Annotated in this window: 18 protein-coding genes and 1 rRNA gene; 11 read left to right on the top strand and 8 right to left on the bottom strand. The window is 61.1% G+C overall.

Annotated features, from left to right (window positions below):
• The 3 genes from rrf to E7681_RS12735 all read left to right on the top strand — a co-directional run.
• Window positions 1-88 (top strand): 5S ribosomal RNA (gene rrf / locus E7681_RS12725); the annotation flags it as partial.
• Window positions 89-273: 185 nt separating this feature from the next.
• Window positions 274-1,482 carry a serine hydrolase domain-containing protein gene (locus E7681_RS12730; protein WP_136339941.1) on the top strand — a complete coding sequence of 403 codons (1,209 nt, stop codon included), beginning with the start codon at window positions 274-276 and terminating at the stop codon, window positions 1,480-1,482.
• Window positions 1,479-3,455 (top strand): acetoacetate--CoA ligase, encoded by a 1,977-nt coding sequence (locus E7681_RS12735; protein WP_136339688.1) that lies wholly within the window; start codon window positions 1,479-1,481, stop codon window positions 3,453-3,455. The genes E7681_RS12730 and E7681_RS12735 overlap by 4 nt, the downstream gene beginning before the upstream one ends.
• Window positions 3,456-3,540: 85 nt before the next feature.
• On the opposite strand, the gene E7681_RS12740 is transcribed toward E7681_RS12735, so the two are convergent.
• Window positions 3,541-4,353, bottom strand: a complete 813-nt coding sequence (locus E7681_RS12740) for a response regulator (protein WP_136339689.1) — start codon at window positions 4,351-4,353, stop codon at window positions 3,541-3,543.
• 86 nt (window positions 4,354-4,439) lie between these two features.
• Between E7681_RS12740 and E7681_RS18845 the strand changes: the two genes are divergently transcribed.
• Genes E7681_RS18845 through E7681_RS12750 form a run of 3 tightly spaced genes read left to right on the top strand, consistent with a single transcriptional unit; the run spans window position 4,440 to window position 6,905 of the window.
• On the top strand, window positions 4,440-4,610 hold the full coding sequence (locus E7681_RS18845; protein ID WP_246032477.1) for a NepR family anti-sigma factor: 171 nt from the start codon (window positions 4,440-4,442) through the stop codon (window positions 4,608-4,610).
• Window positions 4,600-5,178: an RNA polymerase sigma factor gene (locus tag E7681_RS12745; protein ID WP_136339690.1), complete on the top strand. Its 579-nt coding sequence runs from the start codon at window positions 4,600-4,602 to the stop codon at window positions 5,176-5,178. Before E7681_RS18845 ends, E7681_RS12745 begins: the two co-directional genes overlap by 11 nt.
• Complete coding sequence (locus E7681_RS12750) at window positions 5,175-6,905, top strand: sensor histidine kinase (RefSeq protein ID WP_136339691.1); 1,731 nt, start codon at window positions 5,175-5,177, stop codon at window positions 6,903-6,905. The genes E7681_RS12745 and E7681_RS12750 overlap by 4 nt, the downstream gene beginning before the upstream one ends.
• Here the strand turns inward: E7681_RS12750 and E7681_RS12755 are convergent.
• A complete protein-coding gene (locus E7681_RS12755) occupies window positions 6,902-7,405 on the bottom strand; it encodes a DUF2478 domain-containing protein (RefSeq protein WP_136339692.1) in 504 nt (167 codons plus the stop codon). The two genes, E7681_RS12750 and E7681_RS12755, sit on opposite strands and share 4 nt — an antisense overlap.
• A gap of 86 nt (window positions 7,406-7,491) precedes the next feature.
• On the opposite strand from E7681_RS12755, the gene mobA reads away from it, so the two are divergent.
• Window positions 7,492-8,112, top strand: a complete 621-nt coding sequence (gene mobA / locus E7681_RS12760) for a molybdenum cofactor guanylyltransferase MobA (RefSeq protein ID WP_136339693.1) — start codon at window positions 7,492-7,494, stop codon at window positions 8,110-8,112.
• Here the strand turns inward: mobA and E7681_RS12765 are convergent.
• A complete protein-coding gene (locus E7681_RS12765; RefSeq protein ID WP_136339694.1) occupies window positions 8,091-8,318 on the bottom strand; it encodes a sulfurtransferase TusA family protein in 228 nt (75 codons plus the stop codon). The genes mobA and E7681_RS12765 overlap by 22 nt on opposite strands.
• A 132-nt stretch (window positions 8,319-8,450) precedes the next feature.
• On the opposite strand from E7681_RS12765, the gene E7681_RS12770 reads away from it, so the two are divergent.
• Window positions 8,451-8,933 (top strand): cytochrome b, encoded by a 483-nt coding sequence (locus E7681_RS12770; RefSeq protein WP_136339695.1) that lies wholly within the window; start codon window positions 8,451-8,453, stop codon window positions 8,931-8,933.
• 101 nt (window positions 8,934-9,034) lie between these two features.
• Window positions 9,035-9,220: a CTP synthetase gene (locus E7681_RS12775; RefSeq protein WP_136339696.1), complete on the top strand. Its 186-nt coding sequence runs from the start codon at window positions 9,035-9,037 to the stop codon at window positions 9,218-9,220.
• Window positions 9,221-9,307: 87 nt separating this feature from the next.
• On the opposite strand, the gene E7681_RS12780 is transcribed toward E7681_RS12775, so the two are convergent.
• Window positions 9,308-10,066, bottom strand: coding sequence for an alpha/beta fold hydrolase (locus tag E7681_RS12780; protein ID WP_136339697.1), 759 nt, complete (start codon window positions 10,064-10,066; stop codon window positions 9,308-9,310).
• A 64-nt stretch (window positions 10,067-10,130) separates the two neighbouring features.
• Here E7681_RS12780 and E7681_RS12785 point away from each other — a divergent pair, with 64 nt between their 5' ends.
• Entirely contained in the window at window positions 10,131-10,505 is a 375-nt protein-coding gene (locus E7681_RS12785) for a hypothetical protein (protein ID WP_136339698.1), read from the top strand.
• Here the strand turns inward: E7681_RS12785 and E7681_RS12790 are convergent.
• The 3 genes from E7681_RS12790 to glyA form a co-directional block, all read right to left on the bottom strand.
• Window positions 10,474-11,346, bottom strand: a complete 873-nt coding sequence (locus E7681_RS12790; RefSeq protein WP_246032478.1) for a DUF817 domain-containing protein — start codon at window positions 11,344-11,346, stop codon at window positions 10,474-10,476. The two genes, E7681_RS12785 and E7681_RS12790, sit on opposite strands and share 32 nt — an antisense overlap.
• A gap of 38 nt (window positions 11,347-11,384) precedes the next feature.
• Window positions 11,385-12,161, bottom strand: a complete 777-nt coding sequence (locus E7681_RS12795) for an SMI1/KNR4 family protein (protein ID WP_136339699.1) — start codon at window positions 12,159-12,161, stop codon at window positions 11,385-11,387.
• A gap of 132 nt (window positions 12,162-12,293) precedes the next feature.
• Window positions 12,294-13,577 carry a serine hydroxymethyltransferase gene (glyA, locus tag E7681_RS12800; protein WP_136339700.1) on the bottom strand — a complete coding sequence of 428 codons (1,284 nt, stop codon included), beginning with the start codon at window positions 13,575-13,577 and terminating at the stop codon, window positions 12,294-12,296.
• Between the two features lie 170 nt (window positions 13,578-13,747).
• Between glyA and E7681_RS12805 the strand changes: the two genes are divergently transcribed.
• Window positions 13,748-14,509 (top strand): NAD kinase, encoded by a 762-nt coding sequence (locus tag E7681_RS12805; protein ID WP_136339701.1) that lies wholly within the window; start codon window positions 13,748-13,750, stop codon window positions 14,507-14,509.
• On the opposite strand, the gene E7681_RS12810 is transcribed toward E7681_RS12805, so the two are convergent.
• Complete coding sequence (locus tag E7681_RS12810) at window positions 14,506-14,862, bottom strand: hypothetical protein (protein WP_136339702.1); 357 nt, start codon at window positions 14,860-14,862, stop codon at window positions 14,506-14,508. The two genes, E7681_RS12805 and E7681_RS12810, sit on opposite strands and share 4 nt — an antisense overlap.
• Window positions 14,863-14,942: the final 80 nt, after the last annotated feature.

A 14,942-nucleotide genomic window follows, 5' to 3' on the forward strand; every position in this document is an offset into this window, starting at 1 on the left:
CCCGATCCCTTCCCGAACTCGGAAGTTAAGTGCATGAACGCCAATGGTACTGCGACTCAAGTCGTGGGAGAGTAGGTCACCGCCAAACCTAGTAATAACCAGAAATCTCTCTATAAGATGAAATAACGAAAACGCCCGGCTAAAGCCGGGCTTTTTGCTTTTTCAGGGTCCGTGTTCCTACTGACTTGAATTGCTCATTTGCCTGCAACATGCTGAGATCAGCGAAGAATGTAGGGGGAGCGGATGGAACAGGTCACGCCTGAACAACAGGGTATGGATAGCGTGCGTCTGGCGCGGATCGGCGCCTGGATGGAGCGGTATGTCGAGACGCGGAAATATCCCGGCTGCTCAGTCGTGATCGCGCGCAATGGCAAGGAAGTCTATCATCATGCCACCGGGCAGCGCGATATTGAGCGCAATTTGCCCTTCACGCGTGACACCGCTGTCCGGATCTATTCGATGACCAAGCCGGTGACATCGGTTGCGATCATGATGCTGGCCGAGCGAGGGTTGTTTCACCTCGATGCTCCGGTCTCGGACTTCATTCCTGCCTTCAAGGACATGACCTGCTTGTTGCCCGGCGCGATGAATATCGCTCAGGTCAAGGCGTGCCAAACGCCCACCTTGCACCATCTTCTGACGCATACGTCCGGTCTGAGTTACCCGTTCAATCCTGGCCTGCTGCCTGCTGTGATGAACGATGACGATATGCTGTTTCGACCTGATCAAGGTCCGCTTGAGGCGATGGTCAACAAGGTTGCCGAACTTCCCTTGGCCTTTGAGCCAGGCACGCGCTGGGAATACTCCGTTTCGATCGACATCCTGGGCCGTGTGGTCGAGGTCGTGTCGGGCAAGTCTCTGGCGGAGTTTTTCGCCGAGGAAATCCTTGGCCCGCTCGGCATGCACGAAACGGCGTTTAGCGTACCGCAGACTGCGCGTGACCGGTTTGCCGCGCTGTACACCCCGCTCGCAGGGGATGCGATGGCGCTGAACTCGGCGCAAAAAGGGGCTGAGACCCTGCGCTGCGTGGACGATCCCCTGAAATCGCCATTTCTGGACGCGACGATGCATTCCGGTGGCGGCGGGCTGATCGGCACCATCGACGATTACATGAAATTCGCGGAAATGCTGCGCCGGGGCGGTGAATTCGGCGCGCGCCTGCTGTCGCCACAGACGGTGGCGTTTATGCGCCGCAATCACCTGAAGGGCGACATCGCCTCGATGGGACCGGCAAGCTTTGCCGAACAACCGATGGAGGGGATGGGCTTTGGTCTGGGCGGATCGGTGGTGATTGAACCCGGCCGCACACGCGTTCCCGGCAGCGTTGGCGATTTCAGCTGGGGCGGCATGGCGTCCACCTTCTTCTGGACGGACCCGGTGCTGGATTTGTCCGTGGTGTTCTTCACCCAACTGTCGCCGTCCAGTTCATACCCCGCGCGGGCAGAGCTGAAGGCCCTTGTGCATGGGGCGGTGATCGCATGACCGAACGCCCGATCCTTTGGACCCCGACCGACGAGCGTGCGCAATCAAGTTTGATGGCGGAGTATATCCGCTGGCTGAAAGCGCACAGAAATCTGGAATTCACCGATTACAACGCCCTGTGGGAATGGAGCATTACCGACCTCGAAGGGTTTTGGACCTCGATTGTCGAATTTTTCGATATCCGTTTCAGTGCCCCGGCAACGACCATCCTGAAAGAGCGCAAGCAGCCGGGGGCCGAGTGGTTCGTCGGGGCGCGTCTGAACTATGCGGAACAGGTCATGCGGTGGGCGGAGGTAAAGCCCGACGCACAGGCGCTGGTCGTCCACTCGCAAACGACCGGGCGGTCTGAATTCAGCTGGGCCGAGTTGCGTCAGGCCGTGGCCAATGTGGCCGCGCATTTGCGTGACATGGGCGTGGGGCCGGGTGACCGGGTTGTCGCCATCTTGCCGAATACCGAGGTGTCGGTGATCTCGTTCCTGGCCACAATCAGCCTGGGGGCGATCTGGTCGCTGTGTGCGCCGGATATGGGGCATGTGGCAATCCTGGACAGGTTCAAGCAAATCGAACCCAAAGTGCTGATCGCTCAGGACGGCTATATGCACATGGGCAAGATGATCGACCGGCGCGAAATCCTGACGCAAATCGCGGACGGCTTGCCGACGCTGCAGCACCGGGTAATCCTGCCGGTAGCGGGCGATCTGCCCAAGGGCGCTGTGGCGTGGTCCACGATGCTTGAGGGTGCGGCCGAGTTGCAGATCGAGCAGGTGGATTTCTCGCACCCGCTGTGGGTGGTCTATTCGTCGGGGACGACCGGCAACCCCAAACCGATTGTGCACGGCCACGGCGGCGCGCTGTTGGAGTCGGCAAAGGCCAGCATTCACATGGACATAACCGATCAAACGCGGTTCCAGTGGCTGACCTCCTCGGGGTGGATCATGTGGAACGTACAGAGTTCGTGCCTAGCCAAGGGGGCAACGGTCGTGATGTTCGACGGCGCTGCCAATTACCCGGACATGATGGAGGTCTGGCGCATCGCCGCGGCTGAGAAGCTTACGTATTTCGGCGCTGGGGCTGCCTATTTCACGGCCTGTCAGAAGGCCGGCATCAAGCCTGCGGCAGTACTGGATCTGAGCAGCATCACCGCGATCGGCGCAACTGGATCGCCGATGACTGCGGAAGGATACGACTGGGTCTACGCCGAGGTGGCGGCAGATGTCTGGCTGGCGCCGATCTCAGGCGGGACAGATTTGGCTGGGTCGTTCGTTTGCGGCAACCCGATGCTGCCCGTCCGCGCCGGAGAGATGCAGTGCCGGTCGCTGGGCAACGCGGTGCGGTCTTTCGACGATTCGGGAAATGAACTGATCGGCGAGGTTGGCGAATTGGTCTGCACCGAACCGCTGCCCTCGATGCCGCTGTATTTCTGGGGGGACGAAGGCAACGCGCGCCTGCTGGACAGCTACTATGACACCTATCTCGGCATCTGGCGGCATGGCGACTGGATCGAGATCACGCCCGAGGGCGGCTCGGTCATCTACGGCCGTTCGGACGCGACGATCAACCGGCGCGGGCTGCGTCTGGGCAGCTCGGAAATCTACCGGGCAGTCGAGGCGCTGGACGAGGTACAGGATTCACTTGTCGTCGATCTGGAGTTTCTGGGCCGCGACAGCTTCATGCCGCTGTTCGTGGTGATGACACCGGGGCAGGTGCTGGACGGTGCGATGCGGGACCGGATCAAGGGAGCGATCCGGGCCAATGTCTCGGCGCGGTTCCTGCCGGATGAGATCGTGGAAATCCCCGAGGTGCCGCGCACCCTGTCGGGCAAAAAGCTGGAAGTGCCGGTGAAAAAGCTGCTGTTGGGTGGCGATCCGGCCAAGGTGGTTAACCGCGATTCAATGGCCAATCCGGGCAGTTTCGATACGTTCATCTCCTACGCTCACGGGCACGAGGCGCTGGCGCATCACAAACTGTCCTGAGCGGCGCTGATCAGTTGCACCGCGCCCACGCCCAACGCGGCGCTGAGCGCGGTGCCGGGTCGGTGCAGTGAATTGTCCAGGGAAATCAGGCGTCCAGCGTCTCGGTGCTGGCGAAGAACATGGCCTGACTGACAGCCGATCGTACTTGCGCTTCGGAATAGGGTTTGGTGATGACAAAGGCTGGTTCGGGGCGCTCGCCGGTCAGCAGGCGTTCGGGGAAGGCGGTGATGAAGATCACCGGAATGTCGCCCGCGGCTTTGAGGATTTCGTTTACCGCTTCGACGCCAGACGAGCCATCAGCCAGCTGGATGTCCGACAGGATCAGGTCGGGGCGTACGCGCCCGGCCAGACGAACGGCACCATCGTGGGTGCGCGCCACGCCTGTGGTCGAGTGGCCCATATCCGATACGATATCCTGCAGGTCCATGGCGATGATCGCTTCATCCTCGATCACCAGGATGCGGCCGGTGACGCTGTCCTCCATCTCGCGGCGGGCGATGTCGACCAGCTGTTCGACCTCGGCCGTGGGAAGGTTCATGATCTGACCGATTTCCAGTGCCGAAAACTCCTCGATCGTGTGCAGCAGCAGCGCCTCGCGCGTGTTCGCGGTCAGCTTTTGCATGTGCGATTGGGCGCGACCGGCAAGGCCGTCCTCGGGCTCGGACACCGGGGCGCCGGCGCTGTTCCAGATCAGATGAAACGCCCGAAACAGCGCAACCTTGTCCGAATATCCCTGTTCAAAGACCGAGCGATCGCTCAGCAGCGCCTCCAACGTGGCGGCGGCATAGTTGTCGCCCGTCCGTTGTGACCCGGTCATAGCACGCGCGTAGCGGCGCAGATAGGGCAACAGGTTGGCAACGGTCACGGCCAGAGAATTGCTATCGGTGGGGTGCGACATGCGCGGCCTCATTTTTTCATTCTTTGTTGGAACCTAACTCAACCCGTGCGAGTTTGTTCCCCGAGAGTGTAAAAAAACAGTGCAGTATGCAGGAAGTTAAAACGATGGCGCAAAATCAGCCCAAGTCGAGCCTGGAAGAGCTGATCGACGACAACCTGCGCAAAGTTTACCGTCAGGTCGAGGACGAAGCCGTCCCGGATCGGTTTCTGGCGCTTTTGGATCAACTGAAGCAGCAGGAAGATCCACATGACAAATGAGACTGTGGCGAAGGACCCGCGCGACGAAATCGTCGAGCACCTGCCTGCCTTGCGTGCCTTTGCCGTCAGTCTGACGCGAAATGGCAGTCAGGCGGATGACCTGGTGCAGGACACCATCGTGAAGGCGTGGAAGAATTTCGACAAGTTTCAGCAAGGCACTAACCTGCGGGCCTGGTTGTTCACCATCCTTCGGAACACTTTTTATTCCGCGAAACGCAAAAGCCGCCGCGAAGTGGCTGATACCGATGGGTTGCTGGCCTCGACCTTGGCCGAAAAGCCCCATCACGATGGCCGGCTGGCGATGGTGGATTTCGAGAAAGCCTTTGCCACCCTTCCGGCAGAACAGCGCGAGGCGTTGATCTTGGTTGGGGCCTCGGGTTTTTCTTACGAAGAGGCGGCCGAGACCTGCAACGTGGCGGTCGGCACGATCAAAAGCCGCGTCAATCGCGGTCGCGCCCGGCTGGCCGAGTTGCTGGACGTCGGCCCGGATCAGGCGATGGAATTGACGGATGCGCCGACGGTCGCGGTTGTGGCCAGTTCGATGCAACCGCGCCGGGGGATTGTGTGAAGCAACTGATCGAGCGACTGCGCCAGCACAGCGAAACGCTTCCGTTCAGGATTGCGGCGCTGCTTGCCTTGGCGTTGTTGCCGATCGGCCTGATCTCGGTGACGCAGACCGTGTTGCTGATCCGGGAATCCGACGACCGCACAAAGGCCAGCCTGCTGGCCCTGACCTCAGAGGCGGCGGCGGGCGAAGAGGCGCATATCCGCACTGCATTCGGAGCAGCATTGGCCATTCGAGCGATGCTGTCGGACGGAATGCCGTCGCAGGCCGAGTGCGAGTTTCGTATGCAGCGTTTCCTGAAAGAAAGCGGGTCATTCTCGTTCGCGGGCTATGTCGATGGCGACGGCATCATCCGCTGTGCCTCGGGTGGACATATGAGGGACATGTCGCAGCTGACGATCTTTCCGCTGATGAAGGCCGACCCGGTGCCGCGCGTCACGATCAACCGCAACGGGCCGGTCAGCGGCACGTCGGTGCTGGTGATGTCCGTGCCGGTGATGGATGGCGAGAAATTCGACGGCTATATTGCGATTTCCCTGCCGCACCGGACATTCTTTGGCGACATCTCGGACGCGTCAGAGCGGTCACTGGTCAACCTCATCACCTTCAACGCGCAAGGGGCTGTTCTGACCAACGACCACGGGCTGGACGAGGTGGTCAACGAATTGCCCGTAAACCACGACCTGACCGAGTTCGTCGCGGGCAATGAGTACGCGTTCATCGACGTGAATGCGGACGGGAAATGGCGCGTCTATTCCGTGGTGCCCGTGGTGCCCAAGGTCGTCTACGCGATGGGAATCTGGGAATACGAAAGCTATGCCTCGCTGACCGAGAATATCAAGATCACCAACTCGGTCCTGTTTCCCGTTGCCATGTGGCTGGCCTGCCTTGGGGTCGCGTTCTTTGCCGTTCAGCGCATGGTCATTAGGCCGACGCGCGATCTGCGCGCCCGGATGCTGTTGTTCATGCGCGCCCGCAGGATTTTCCCGCCGCGGGACGAAAGCAAACTGCCCATCGAGATCCGCGAGATCGAAGAGACCTGGCAATTGCTGGCCGAAAGCGTGCTTCAGGACGAAGCGGAGCTGCACAACTCGATCCATAAGAAGGCCATACTGGTGAAGGAAGTGCATCACCGGGTGAAGAATAACCTTCAACTCATCGCCTCGATCCTGTCGATGAAGATCCGCAAGTCGCGCAGCATCGAAGTGCGCCACTCGCTGCAGGAAGTACAGCGCCGGGTCATGAGCATCGCGCGCGTTCACCAGAAACTCTACGAAACCTCGACTGAAGAGCGTGTTCGCGCGGACGAGCTGTTGCGCACGATCATCAGCCAGATCAAATCCTCGGCCCTGCCGAACGAGGCCGATGTGCGCTATAGCGATGAGTTTGAAAGCATCGTCCTGTATCCTGACCAGGCAGTTCCGCTGAGCCTTGCCGCCTCGGAAATGCTGACCAACGCGCTGAAATACATGGGGAAACCGTCGGATGGTCAGGCGTGGCTGTCGGTGCGGCTGGTGCCGGAGGGCAAAGACCGGGTGCTGTTCGAAGTGGCCAACTCGATCGGTGAAAAGGTCGATCTGGACGTCGCCATCACGGAAACCGGCCTAGGGGACAAGCTGATCGCCGCATTCGTCCAGCAGATGGAGGGCGAGGTTGAAACGGTGACCGAGGACAGCGTCTATCGTATCCGCATCCATTTCCCGATCATCGAGTTTACCGAGGCGGCCTAGCCGGACATCTGATCGTGACACCATTGCAGGATCGCGTCGCGGGACCGCGCCAGTGGTTGCGCCAGATCGCCGGAAAACTCCAGAAACGCGGGGAGTTTTTCGCGACCGACCCCCAGTATGACCGGGATGCCGCGCGACAGGGCCTCGGCGATGATGGGGCGAAAGCCTTGGCCTTCCGCCTCTTGCTTGCCGAATTTGTTCAACAGCACCAGCTGCGGCGCGTCCTCAAGGCCAGCCGCAATCAGCCCCGCAGCGTGCTCCAACCCCTCTGGGTCCAGATTGCAGCCTTGCGAAAGGCGCCCCAGCGATTGGCTGATCGCAACCTCAGGGCCGTCCGGCAACAGCCGCAGGCTCATGCTTTTGCGTTCGTCGTCGCCATTGCGTTGCGTGTCCTGCACCGCGCCGATCAGGGCTATGCCGTCCGCAAGCAACTGCCCGGCAACCTCGTGCAGCACGGCATCGGTCTGGCCCGGCTCTTCGGAAATGACGTACCCCAGCATCTGCGCCCCTTGTAACTGACCCGTTCGGATTACAGGATAGGCGCGGTTGGGAAAAGAGCGGCAGCGTCGCAGAAGGTATCGCAGTTATGAGCAAGCATCCGGCGGTGATCCTGGCAGGTGGCAAGGCCAGCCGCTTGGGCGGGGGCGACAAGGGCCTGTTGCGCCTTGGAAACGGGACCGTTCTGGATCACGTCATCGCCCGACTGACTCCGCAATGCGGCCCGATTGCGTTGAATGCGAATGGCGATCCGTCCCGGTTCAAAGGACTGAAATTGCCCGTTTTGCCAGACAGCGAGGCGGAACAGCCCGGCCCACTGGCGGGGATTTTGGCGGCGATGGACTGGGCGGCGTCCCTTGGAGCATCTTCGGTTGTGACGGTGGCTGCAGACACGCCGTTTTTCCCGCGCGATCTGGTTGCCCGGTTTGAACAGCATGATGGCGGTGTCATCGCGGCCAGCGGGATTGCTGGCGAACCGGCGTCGCTGCATCCGGTGTTCGGCCTGTGGCCCACAACATGGCGTGAGGATCTACGGCGCGATCTTAGGGCCGGGGAACGCAAGGTGCGCTACTGGGCCCGCCAGCACGGTGCCGCCGAGGAAGTGTTCCTGCATGGCGGCGCCGACCCGTTTTTCAACATCAACACGCCCGAGGACTTGCGTCAGGCTCGCGCCTTGGCGCGTGGCGATCAGTGCTTTCGGATGAAGTAGATTTGCGCGTTGCCGTCTTCGTGCATGGACAGCAATTCATGCCCGGATTGGGCGCAGAAATGGGGCAGGTCGATCACGGCGACGGGGTCTGTCGCGATCAGGCGCAGCACCTGACCGGGACGCAAAGCCATCAACCGCTTGCGCGCCTTCAGCACCGGCATCGGGCAGATCAGCCCCGAGGCATCGTATTCGTCATCATGCTCCATGTCCGCGCAGGTAGCCGATGGGATTGGCTCTGTCCACGATTTCCCGCGCATAACGGACATTCTGGCGCATGGCTTCATCTTGGCGTGATCCGCGCCTATCTTTAAAGGGTCGCAACCTTTCCGGAGTTTCCCATGCCGACGCATTATTCCCGCGCCCAGATTGCCTTGCACTGGGTGATTTTTCTGCTGATTGCTTTCCAATTTGTTGCCAACGAGCCTATGGGCGAGGCGTGGCGCGCCGTGAAAAAGGGGCAAGAGGTCTCGTTCGATCCGCTCGTGGCCGCACATGTTTTTGCCGGTATCGCGGTGCTGGCGCTGGTGGTCTGGCGTCTGGCCCTGCGCCTGACGCGGGGCGTCCCCCCGCTGCCAGCCGAGGAACCCGCACATCTGAAACTGGTCGCGCATCTGACCCATTGGGGGCTTTATGCCTTCATGGTTCTGGTGCCGCTCAGTGGTCTGGTCGCATGGTTCGGTTCCGTTGAGCCAGCAGGCGAGGCGCACGAAGTGCTGAAGACGCTGTTGATGATCCTGGTGATCCTGCATGTCGCGGGCGCGCTGTACCAACAACTGGTTTTGAAGACCAACATCATGGAGCGGATGAAAAAGGCGGGGTAACCCGCCGACCGCCCGGCCAGTCTGACCCAGATCAAAGAAGATATATTCCGAATCTCTTATGCATCTTCACAAGGACACGCGTCAGATTTTGTGAGGATGCTATGCTCAGACTGGCCTCTATTCTTTATTCGCTGATCAGCACTACGCTGGCGGGCACTTTGGTGATTGTCGCGCTGACGATGGGCTTTGACACGCTGCAGCCGATTCTGGTTGCGGCTGCGATCGGTTTTGCTGCGGCGCTGCCCGTTGCCTGGCTGGTTGCAAAAGGGATCGTCGAGAACAACTGATCCCGGCTTGTTTCGCTTCGGCGGAACGGTGGCGACGGCGGTAACAGGGAGGGGTCCCCGTTGGGGCCGCCGTCGCCTCTTTGAAGATCAGCGGTTCAGCCAGACCCGAACGGCGGCTTCGAACTCGCGCGGTTTTTCGGCGTGCAGCCAATGCCCCGCGTCGGGGATTTTCGCAAAGCTGGCATTGGGGAACCGCGCCTTGATCGTGGGGCGGTGTTCATGCGTCACGTAATGCGATTTCGCCCCGGACAGGAACAGAACGGGCTTGTCGAACTGCGCATCAAGCTGCGGGAAAGACAGGATTTTCGGCATCTCCTGTTCCAGCACGTTCAGGTTCAGCCGCCAGCGTTTCTCGGCCACGTCCAGCGATTGGGTAAAGAACACCGGCAGGGTTGGATCGTCGACCATGTCGCGCAATTGCGCCTCGGCGTCCGAGCGTTTTTGCACCTTGTCCAGATCGACCGCTTTCATCGCCTTGATGTATTGCAGTTGCGAATGGCCATAAGGCACCGGGGCCACGTCGGCCACGATCAGGCGGTTCACCAGTTCGGGATATTTCAGCGCCAGCACCATCGATGCCTTGCCGCCCATCGAGTGGCCCAGCACATCCATCGGGGCACCGTGAGCGCGGATTACTTCGGCCAGGTCGTTGGCCATGTCCTCGTAGGAATGGCTGTCGAACCACGGGCTGTTGCCGTGGTTGCGCTGGTCCACGGCGATCACCTGGCGCTGATCGGACAGGCGCTTAGCGATGACACCCCAATTACGCCCCGAGCCATAGAGGCCGTGGACGATCAACAGGGCGGGCTGGTCGGTGTTGTCACCGTGAACGATCTGGGTCAGCATAGGCCTTAGATAGCGAGGGCGCCGCTGCTTTGCCAGCAGGATCAGGCGCGTAAGGTGTGTACACGTGATCGAGCAAGACAGTTTTCACCGCATGACCACCGAGTTGGAGCATTTGCTGGCGCAAAAGCACGGGCTGACCTCGGGCCTGTTCGAAACCCGCTTGCGCAAGGCCCTGCGCCGCGCTCCGCGCAAGGTCAGGGCGGCGGCGGAACGCTTCGTGCAGGTCTCGGTCCAGATGGGCAACCCCAAGCTGATGCGCCTGATGGATCCCGCGGTGCTGGAGGCGGATTTCCAGCTGCTGCGCGCACATTTCCGCGCTATCGACGTGGCCGACCGGCGCAAAGGGCTGGTGCTGGGCGTGCTGGGCAGCGTCGGGTTCAGCCTGCTGGCCGTCGCGGCGCTGCTGATCATCTTTCTGGTGTGGAAAGGCTATCTGTGAGCTTGGGTTCGCGGTGCAATGCGCTGCGAAACACCAGCGTCACCGTGACAAAGCTGACATAGAGCAGCAGATACCACGACCCCATTTTGGCAAAGCTGACCTGATCGAACGGGTTTTGTCCGGCATACAGCCAGGTGCCGGTCATCGTCCCGATATTCTCGGCCAGCCAAAGGAAAAAGCTGGAGAAGAATGCCGCCAGGGGCAGGGGCATCCAGTACCAATTCTCGCCGATCCGAAACCAGATGCGGGTGCGCAGGTACAGAAGGACCGTCGCCGCAAACAGCAGCATGCGAATATCCGGCAGGAAATGATGCGCAAAGAAGTTCACGTAGATCGCCCCGGCCAGCACCAGCGTGGTCCAGTACGGCGGGTAGGGGGCGAATTGCATGTCGAACAGCCGGATCACCCGCGCCATGTAACTGCCGACCGAGGCATACATGAACCCGGAAAACAGCGGCACGCCCATGATCTTGAATAGGCCCGGTTCGGGATAGGACCAGCTGCCGGCCTGTACCTTGAACAGCTCCATCGCGGTGCCGGTCACGTGAAAGATCAGGATGACGCGCGCCTCGTCCCAGCTTTCGAGTTTCAGCGCAAGGAACAGCACTTGCAGGCCAAGCGCCACCACGAACAGCGTATCATAGCGGTGAATGGGCCAGTCCGCCTGCCAGATCGCGCGTGTCAGCAGGATCGCCGACAAAAGGCAGATGCCGAACAGGCAGGCCCAGCCTTGCTTGAGCACGAACATGACGAATTCGGCCAGGACATGCGGCAGGCGGGCGCGCATCCAGTCGCCAAGCTGGCGCTCGATCCGCAGGGTCAGGGGGGCGTGATGGGACATTGAAAACCGTTACTCTGAAAAATTTTGAAAAATGGAGGTTAGAACAGGCCGAAGATCTTTTTCCGTGGAAATTGCGCCTCGTACCACGGGTTTTGCGAGGCTCCGTGGAACCGGTTTTCGGCCTCACCGAACAGATCGGCCGGTTTAACGATGCCCAGATAGCTGACCATGTAGTCGCGCGCACTATAGAGTTGATATTGCGCGATGCAGGCCTCGTTCAGCTCTTGGGCCGTGGCGACCTGCTGCATCATCTGGATGACCCGTCGAAAATTGGTGGCCTCTTGATCCAGCCAATGATGGAATTCGTCGATTAACGGGCGACCGTCGATCAGCCCCCGTTCATCGCTGCGATAGGTCAACTCTCCGGCGCGGGGGCCATTCGCGATTAGGCAAACGCGCGTGCCGCAACCGTAATCGATAATCGACAACAGCCCCTGCAAGGCGTCGTCGGGGACATCCCAGCTGTTCTCGCTGTCGTAGTAGAACTCGCAGTCCTCGTCGTCGTCCTCGGCGTTTTGTCGGGCCAGATCGCGCAGTTGGTCCGCGTCCAGAAAGGGCGCGTCAGGGTGATAGCCTTTGATTTTTTCCAAGGATTGAAGGCCGTAAAAGGGGCCGGGCCCACCGTTGCCGCATTCCTGATAATAGCTGCGCAAAGGGGCGGGCAGGGCGGCATTGTTGGCGTTTTCCCACGCGGCGATCTGGGCGTCCGTCAGCTGTGGGCCGAACTGATAGAGGTGATGTCGCGCCCCAAAGACCTGACGGGTTTTGTCCAGATCTTTCAGGACACGCAGCTTGGCCTTCACCTCGTCCCACATTGGTTTGCGAACCTCATACTCGTCACTCGGACCAGCCTAGGAGCAGCTTGGGACAATGAAAAGCATCACCCAAACGAAAACGCCGCCGCTGGGATGTCCAGCGGCGGCGTCTGTTCAGGAGCGATCAGCCGATTACAGGTTCGGGTAGATCGGGAACTTCTTGCACAGCTCCTCGACCTCGGCTTTCACCTTGGCTTCGATCTCGGCATTGCCTTCTTCACCGTTGGCGGCCAGTCCGTCGACCACTTCGACGATCCAGTCGGCGATCTGGCGGAACTCGGCCTCGCCGAAGCCGCGGGTGGTGCCGGCAGGGGTGCCCAGACGGACGCCCGAGGTCACCATCGGCTTTTCGGGGTCGAAGGGGATGCCGTTCTTGTTGCAGGTGATGTGCGCGCGGCCCAGGGCCTTTTCAGTGGCGTTGCCCTTCACGCCTTTGGGGCGCAGGTCAACCAGCATCACGTGGGTGTCGGTGCCGCCGGTCACGATGTCCAGGCCGCCCTTCATCAGTTGATCGGCCAGAGCAACCGCGTTGGCGCGAACCTGCTTCTGGTAGGTCTTGAACTCGGGGCGCAGCGCCTCGCCGAAGGCGACGGCCTTGGCGGCGATCACGTGCATCAGGGGGCCGCCCTGAATGCCCGGGAAAATGGCCGAGTTCACCTTCTTGGCGATCTCTTCGTTGTTGGTCAGGATCATGCCGCCACGCGGACCGCGCAGGGTCTTGTGGGTGGTGGTGGTGGCCACGTCTGCATAGGGGAACGGGCTGGGGTGCTCGCCTGCGGCGACCAGACCGGCGAAGTGTGCCATGTCGACCATCAGCAGGGCGCCAACGCTGTCGGCGATCTCGCGCATCTTGGCGAAGTCCACCTGACGCGGAATGGCCGAGCCACCGGCGATGATCAGCTTGGGCTGATGCTCGGTGGCCAGAGCCTGCACCTGATCATAGTCGATCAGGCTGTCTTGCTTGCGCACACCGTACTGGACCGCGTTGAACCACTTGCCCGACTGGTTCGGCTTGGCACCGTGGGTCAGGTGGCCGCCGGCATCCAGCGACATGCCCAGAATGGTGTCGCCCGGCTGCAGCAGCGCGGTGAACACGCCCTGGTTCGCCTGCGACCCCGAGTTGGGCTGCACGTTGGCGAATTCACAGCCGAACAGCTGCTTGGCGCGCTCGATGGCCAGGTTTTCGGCCACGTCAACGAACTGGCAACCGCCATAGTAGCGACGGCCCGGATAGCCTTCGGCATACTTGTTGGTCATGACGGAGCCTTGGGCCTCCATCACGGCGGCCGAGACGATGTTCTCGGACGCGATCAGCTCGATCTCGTGACGCTGACGGCCCAACTCGTCGGTGATCGACTTGTACAGCTCGGGGTCACGCGAGGACAGCGCTTCGGTGAAGAAACCGGTATCGGACATTCATGTGCTCCGTATGGCAGTAGGATTGGCGCGTTCCTAAAGGAAAGGTGACACATAAGGAAGGGGGGAATGCGACGATACGGCAACTGTTGGCGGCAGGGCTGGTGCCCGGCGGAAACTTGTGGTTCGATTGGGAACGCTCTGCGCCGCTTAGGAAACAGGACCACGGCATGTCTCTTCGCATCGCTTTTACCGCCAGCGAGGCCCACACGGCCCAGACGGCCCGCGCCGCGTTGATCGGCCGCTACGGCAACACCCCTGAGGAACAGGCCCATATCATCGTTGCTTTGGGCGGCGACGGGTTCATGTTGCAGACGTTGCACCGCACCCAGCACCTTGATTTGCCGGTCTACGGGATGAACCGGGGCACGGTCGGCTTTCTGATGAACGAATACGCCGAGTCCGATCTGATCTCGCGCCTGTCCGATGCCGAAGAGGCGGTGATCAACCCGCTGTCGATGAAGGCCACCTGCGTGGACGGCACCGTGCATCACGCGCTGGCCATCAACGAGGTTTCGGTTCTGCGCGCCGGCCCACAGGCGGCTAAGCTGCGCATCACTGTCGATGGACGGCTGCGGATGGAGGAGCTGGTCTGCGACGGTGCCCTGATCGCTACGCCCGCCGGGTCCACCGCCTATAACTACTCGGCGCATGGGCCGATTCTGCCGATCGGCTCGGATGTGTTGGCGATGACGGCGATCGCACCCTTCCGGCCGCGTCGCTGGCGCGGGGCGTTGCTGCCCAAAACCGCCCATGTGCGGTTCGATGTGCGCGACCCGGACAAACGCCCGGTCATGGCCGAGGCTGACAGCTATGCGGTGGAAAAGGTGGTCAGCGTCGAGATCAAGTCCGAGCCTGACATCAAGCACCGCATCCTGTTCGATCCGGGCCACGGGTTGGAAGAGCGCCTGATCCGCGAGCAATTCGTTTAATAGAAGCTGACCCGCCCTAGGGTCACATCGCCCAGAATGGCGTAGGCGTTCAGCGCCTCGGGACGGGGCAGGCGGCGCAGCACCCCGCCAAAGGGCTGAAACTGCGCCAGTTGCAGGTTCAGCGTCTGCCAGTCGTGGGGCGCGACGAACTGGGCCGCATAGCCCTGCTCGGGCCGCATCGCTTGCGTGCGCAGGATCATACGGCAATGCGTGTCCGCCCCACGCAGGCTGATCAGCACGCCCCGCGTGGTCGGCAATAGCGGCAGTCGCAGCACATGAAACCCCGGTGGCGCCGCAGCGGGGCGCTCGGGCATAACCGGACGGTCTTCGGTGAAATCGTCGAAAATCATCATGGGGGCGACTCCGCGTGCGTTCTTATTTTGTTCTTTTTTCGAGCGGACGCAATCGCAAAAGAAAAGCCCCGCACGAAGGC

This window comes from Thalassobius vesicularis (assembly GCF_004799325.1).
GTDB lineage: Bacteria > Pseudomonadota > Alphaproteobacteria > Rhodobacterales > Rhodobacteraceae > Thalassobius > Thalassobius vesicularis.

Coding starts and splice junctions, on each gene's coding strand:
- E7681_RS12795 (WP_136339699.1), bottom strand. CDS start 12,161: ATGTGGGACGAGGTGAAGGCCAAGCTGCGTGTCCTGAAAGATCTGGAC.
- E7681_RS12810 (WP_136339702.1), bottom strand. CDS start 14,862: ATGATGATTTTCGACGATTTCACCGAAGACCGTCCGGTTATGCCCGAG.
- E7681_RS12765 (WP_136339694.1), bottom strand. CDS start 8,318: ATGGAGCATGATGACGAATACGATGCCTCGGGGCTGATCTGCCCGATG.
- E7681_RS12805 (WP_136339701.1), top strand. CDS start 13,748: ATGTCTCTTCGCATCGCTTTTACCGCCAGCGAGGCCCACACGGCCCAG.
- E7681_RS18845 (WP_246032477.1), top strand. CDS start 4,440: ATGCAGGAAGTTAAAACGATGGCGCAAAATCAGCCCAAGTCGAGCCTG.
- E7681_RS12730 (WP_136339941.1), top strand. CDS start 274: ATGGATAGCGTGCGTCTGGCGCGGATCGGCGCCTGGATGGAGCGGTAT.
- E7681_RS12740 (WP_136339689.1), bottom strand. CDS start 4,353: ATGTCGCACCCCACCGATAGCAATTCTCTGGCCGTGACCGTTGCCAAC.
- E7681_RS12780 (WP_136339697.1), bottom strand. CDS start 10,066: ATGCTGACCCAGATCGTTCACGGTGACAACACCGACCAGCCCGCCCTG.
- E7681_RS12745 (WP_136339690.1), top strand. CDS start 4,600: ATGACAAATGAGACTGTGGCGAAGGACCCGCGCGACGAAATCGTCGAG.
- E7681_RS12755 (WP_136339692.1), bottom strand. CDS start 7,405: ATGCTGGGGTACGTCATTTCCGAAGAGCCGGGCCAGACCGATGCCGTG.
- E7681_RS12735 (WP_136339688.1), top strand. CDS start 1,479: ATGACCGAACGCCCGATCCTTTGGACCCCGACCGACGAGCGTGCGCAA.
- mobA (WP_136339693.1), top strand. CDS start 7,492: ATGAGCAAGCATCCGGCGGTGATCCTGGCAGGTGGCAAGGCCAGCCGC.
- E7681_RS12770 (WP_136339695.1), top strand. CDS start 8,451: ATGCCGACGCATTATTCCCGCGCCCAGATTGCCTTGCACTGGGTGATT.
- glyA (WP_136339700.1), bottom strand. CDS start 13,577: ATGTCCGATACCGGTTTCTTCACCGAAGCGCTGTCCTCGCGTGACCCC.
- E7681_RS12790 (WP_246032478.1), bottom strand. CDS start 11,346: ATGTCCCATCACGCCCCCCTGACCCTGCGGATCGAGCGCCAGCTTGGC.
- E7681_RS12775 (WP_136339696.1), top strand. CDS start 9,035: ATGCTCAGACTGGCCTCTATTCTTTATTCGCTGATCAGCACTACGCTG.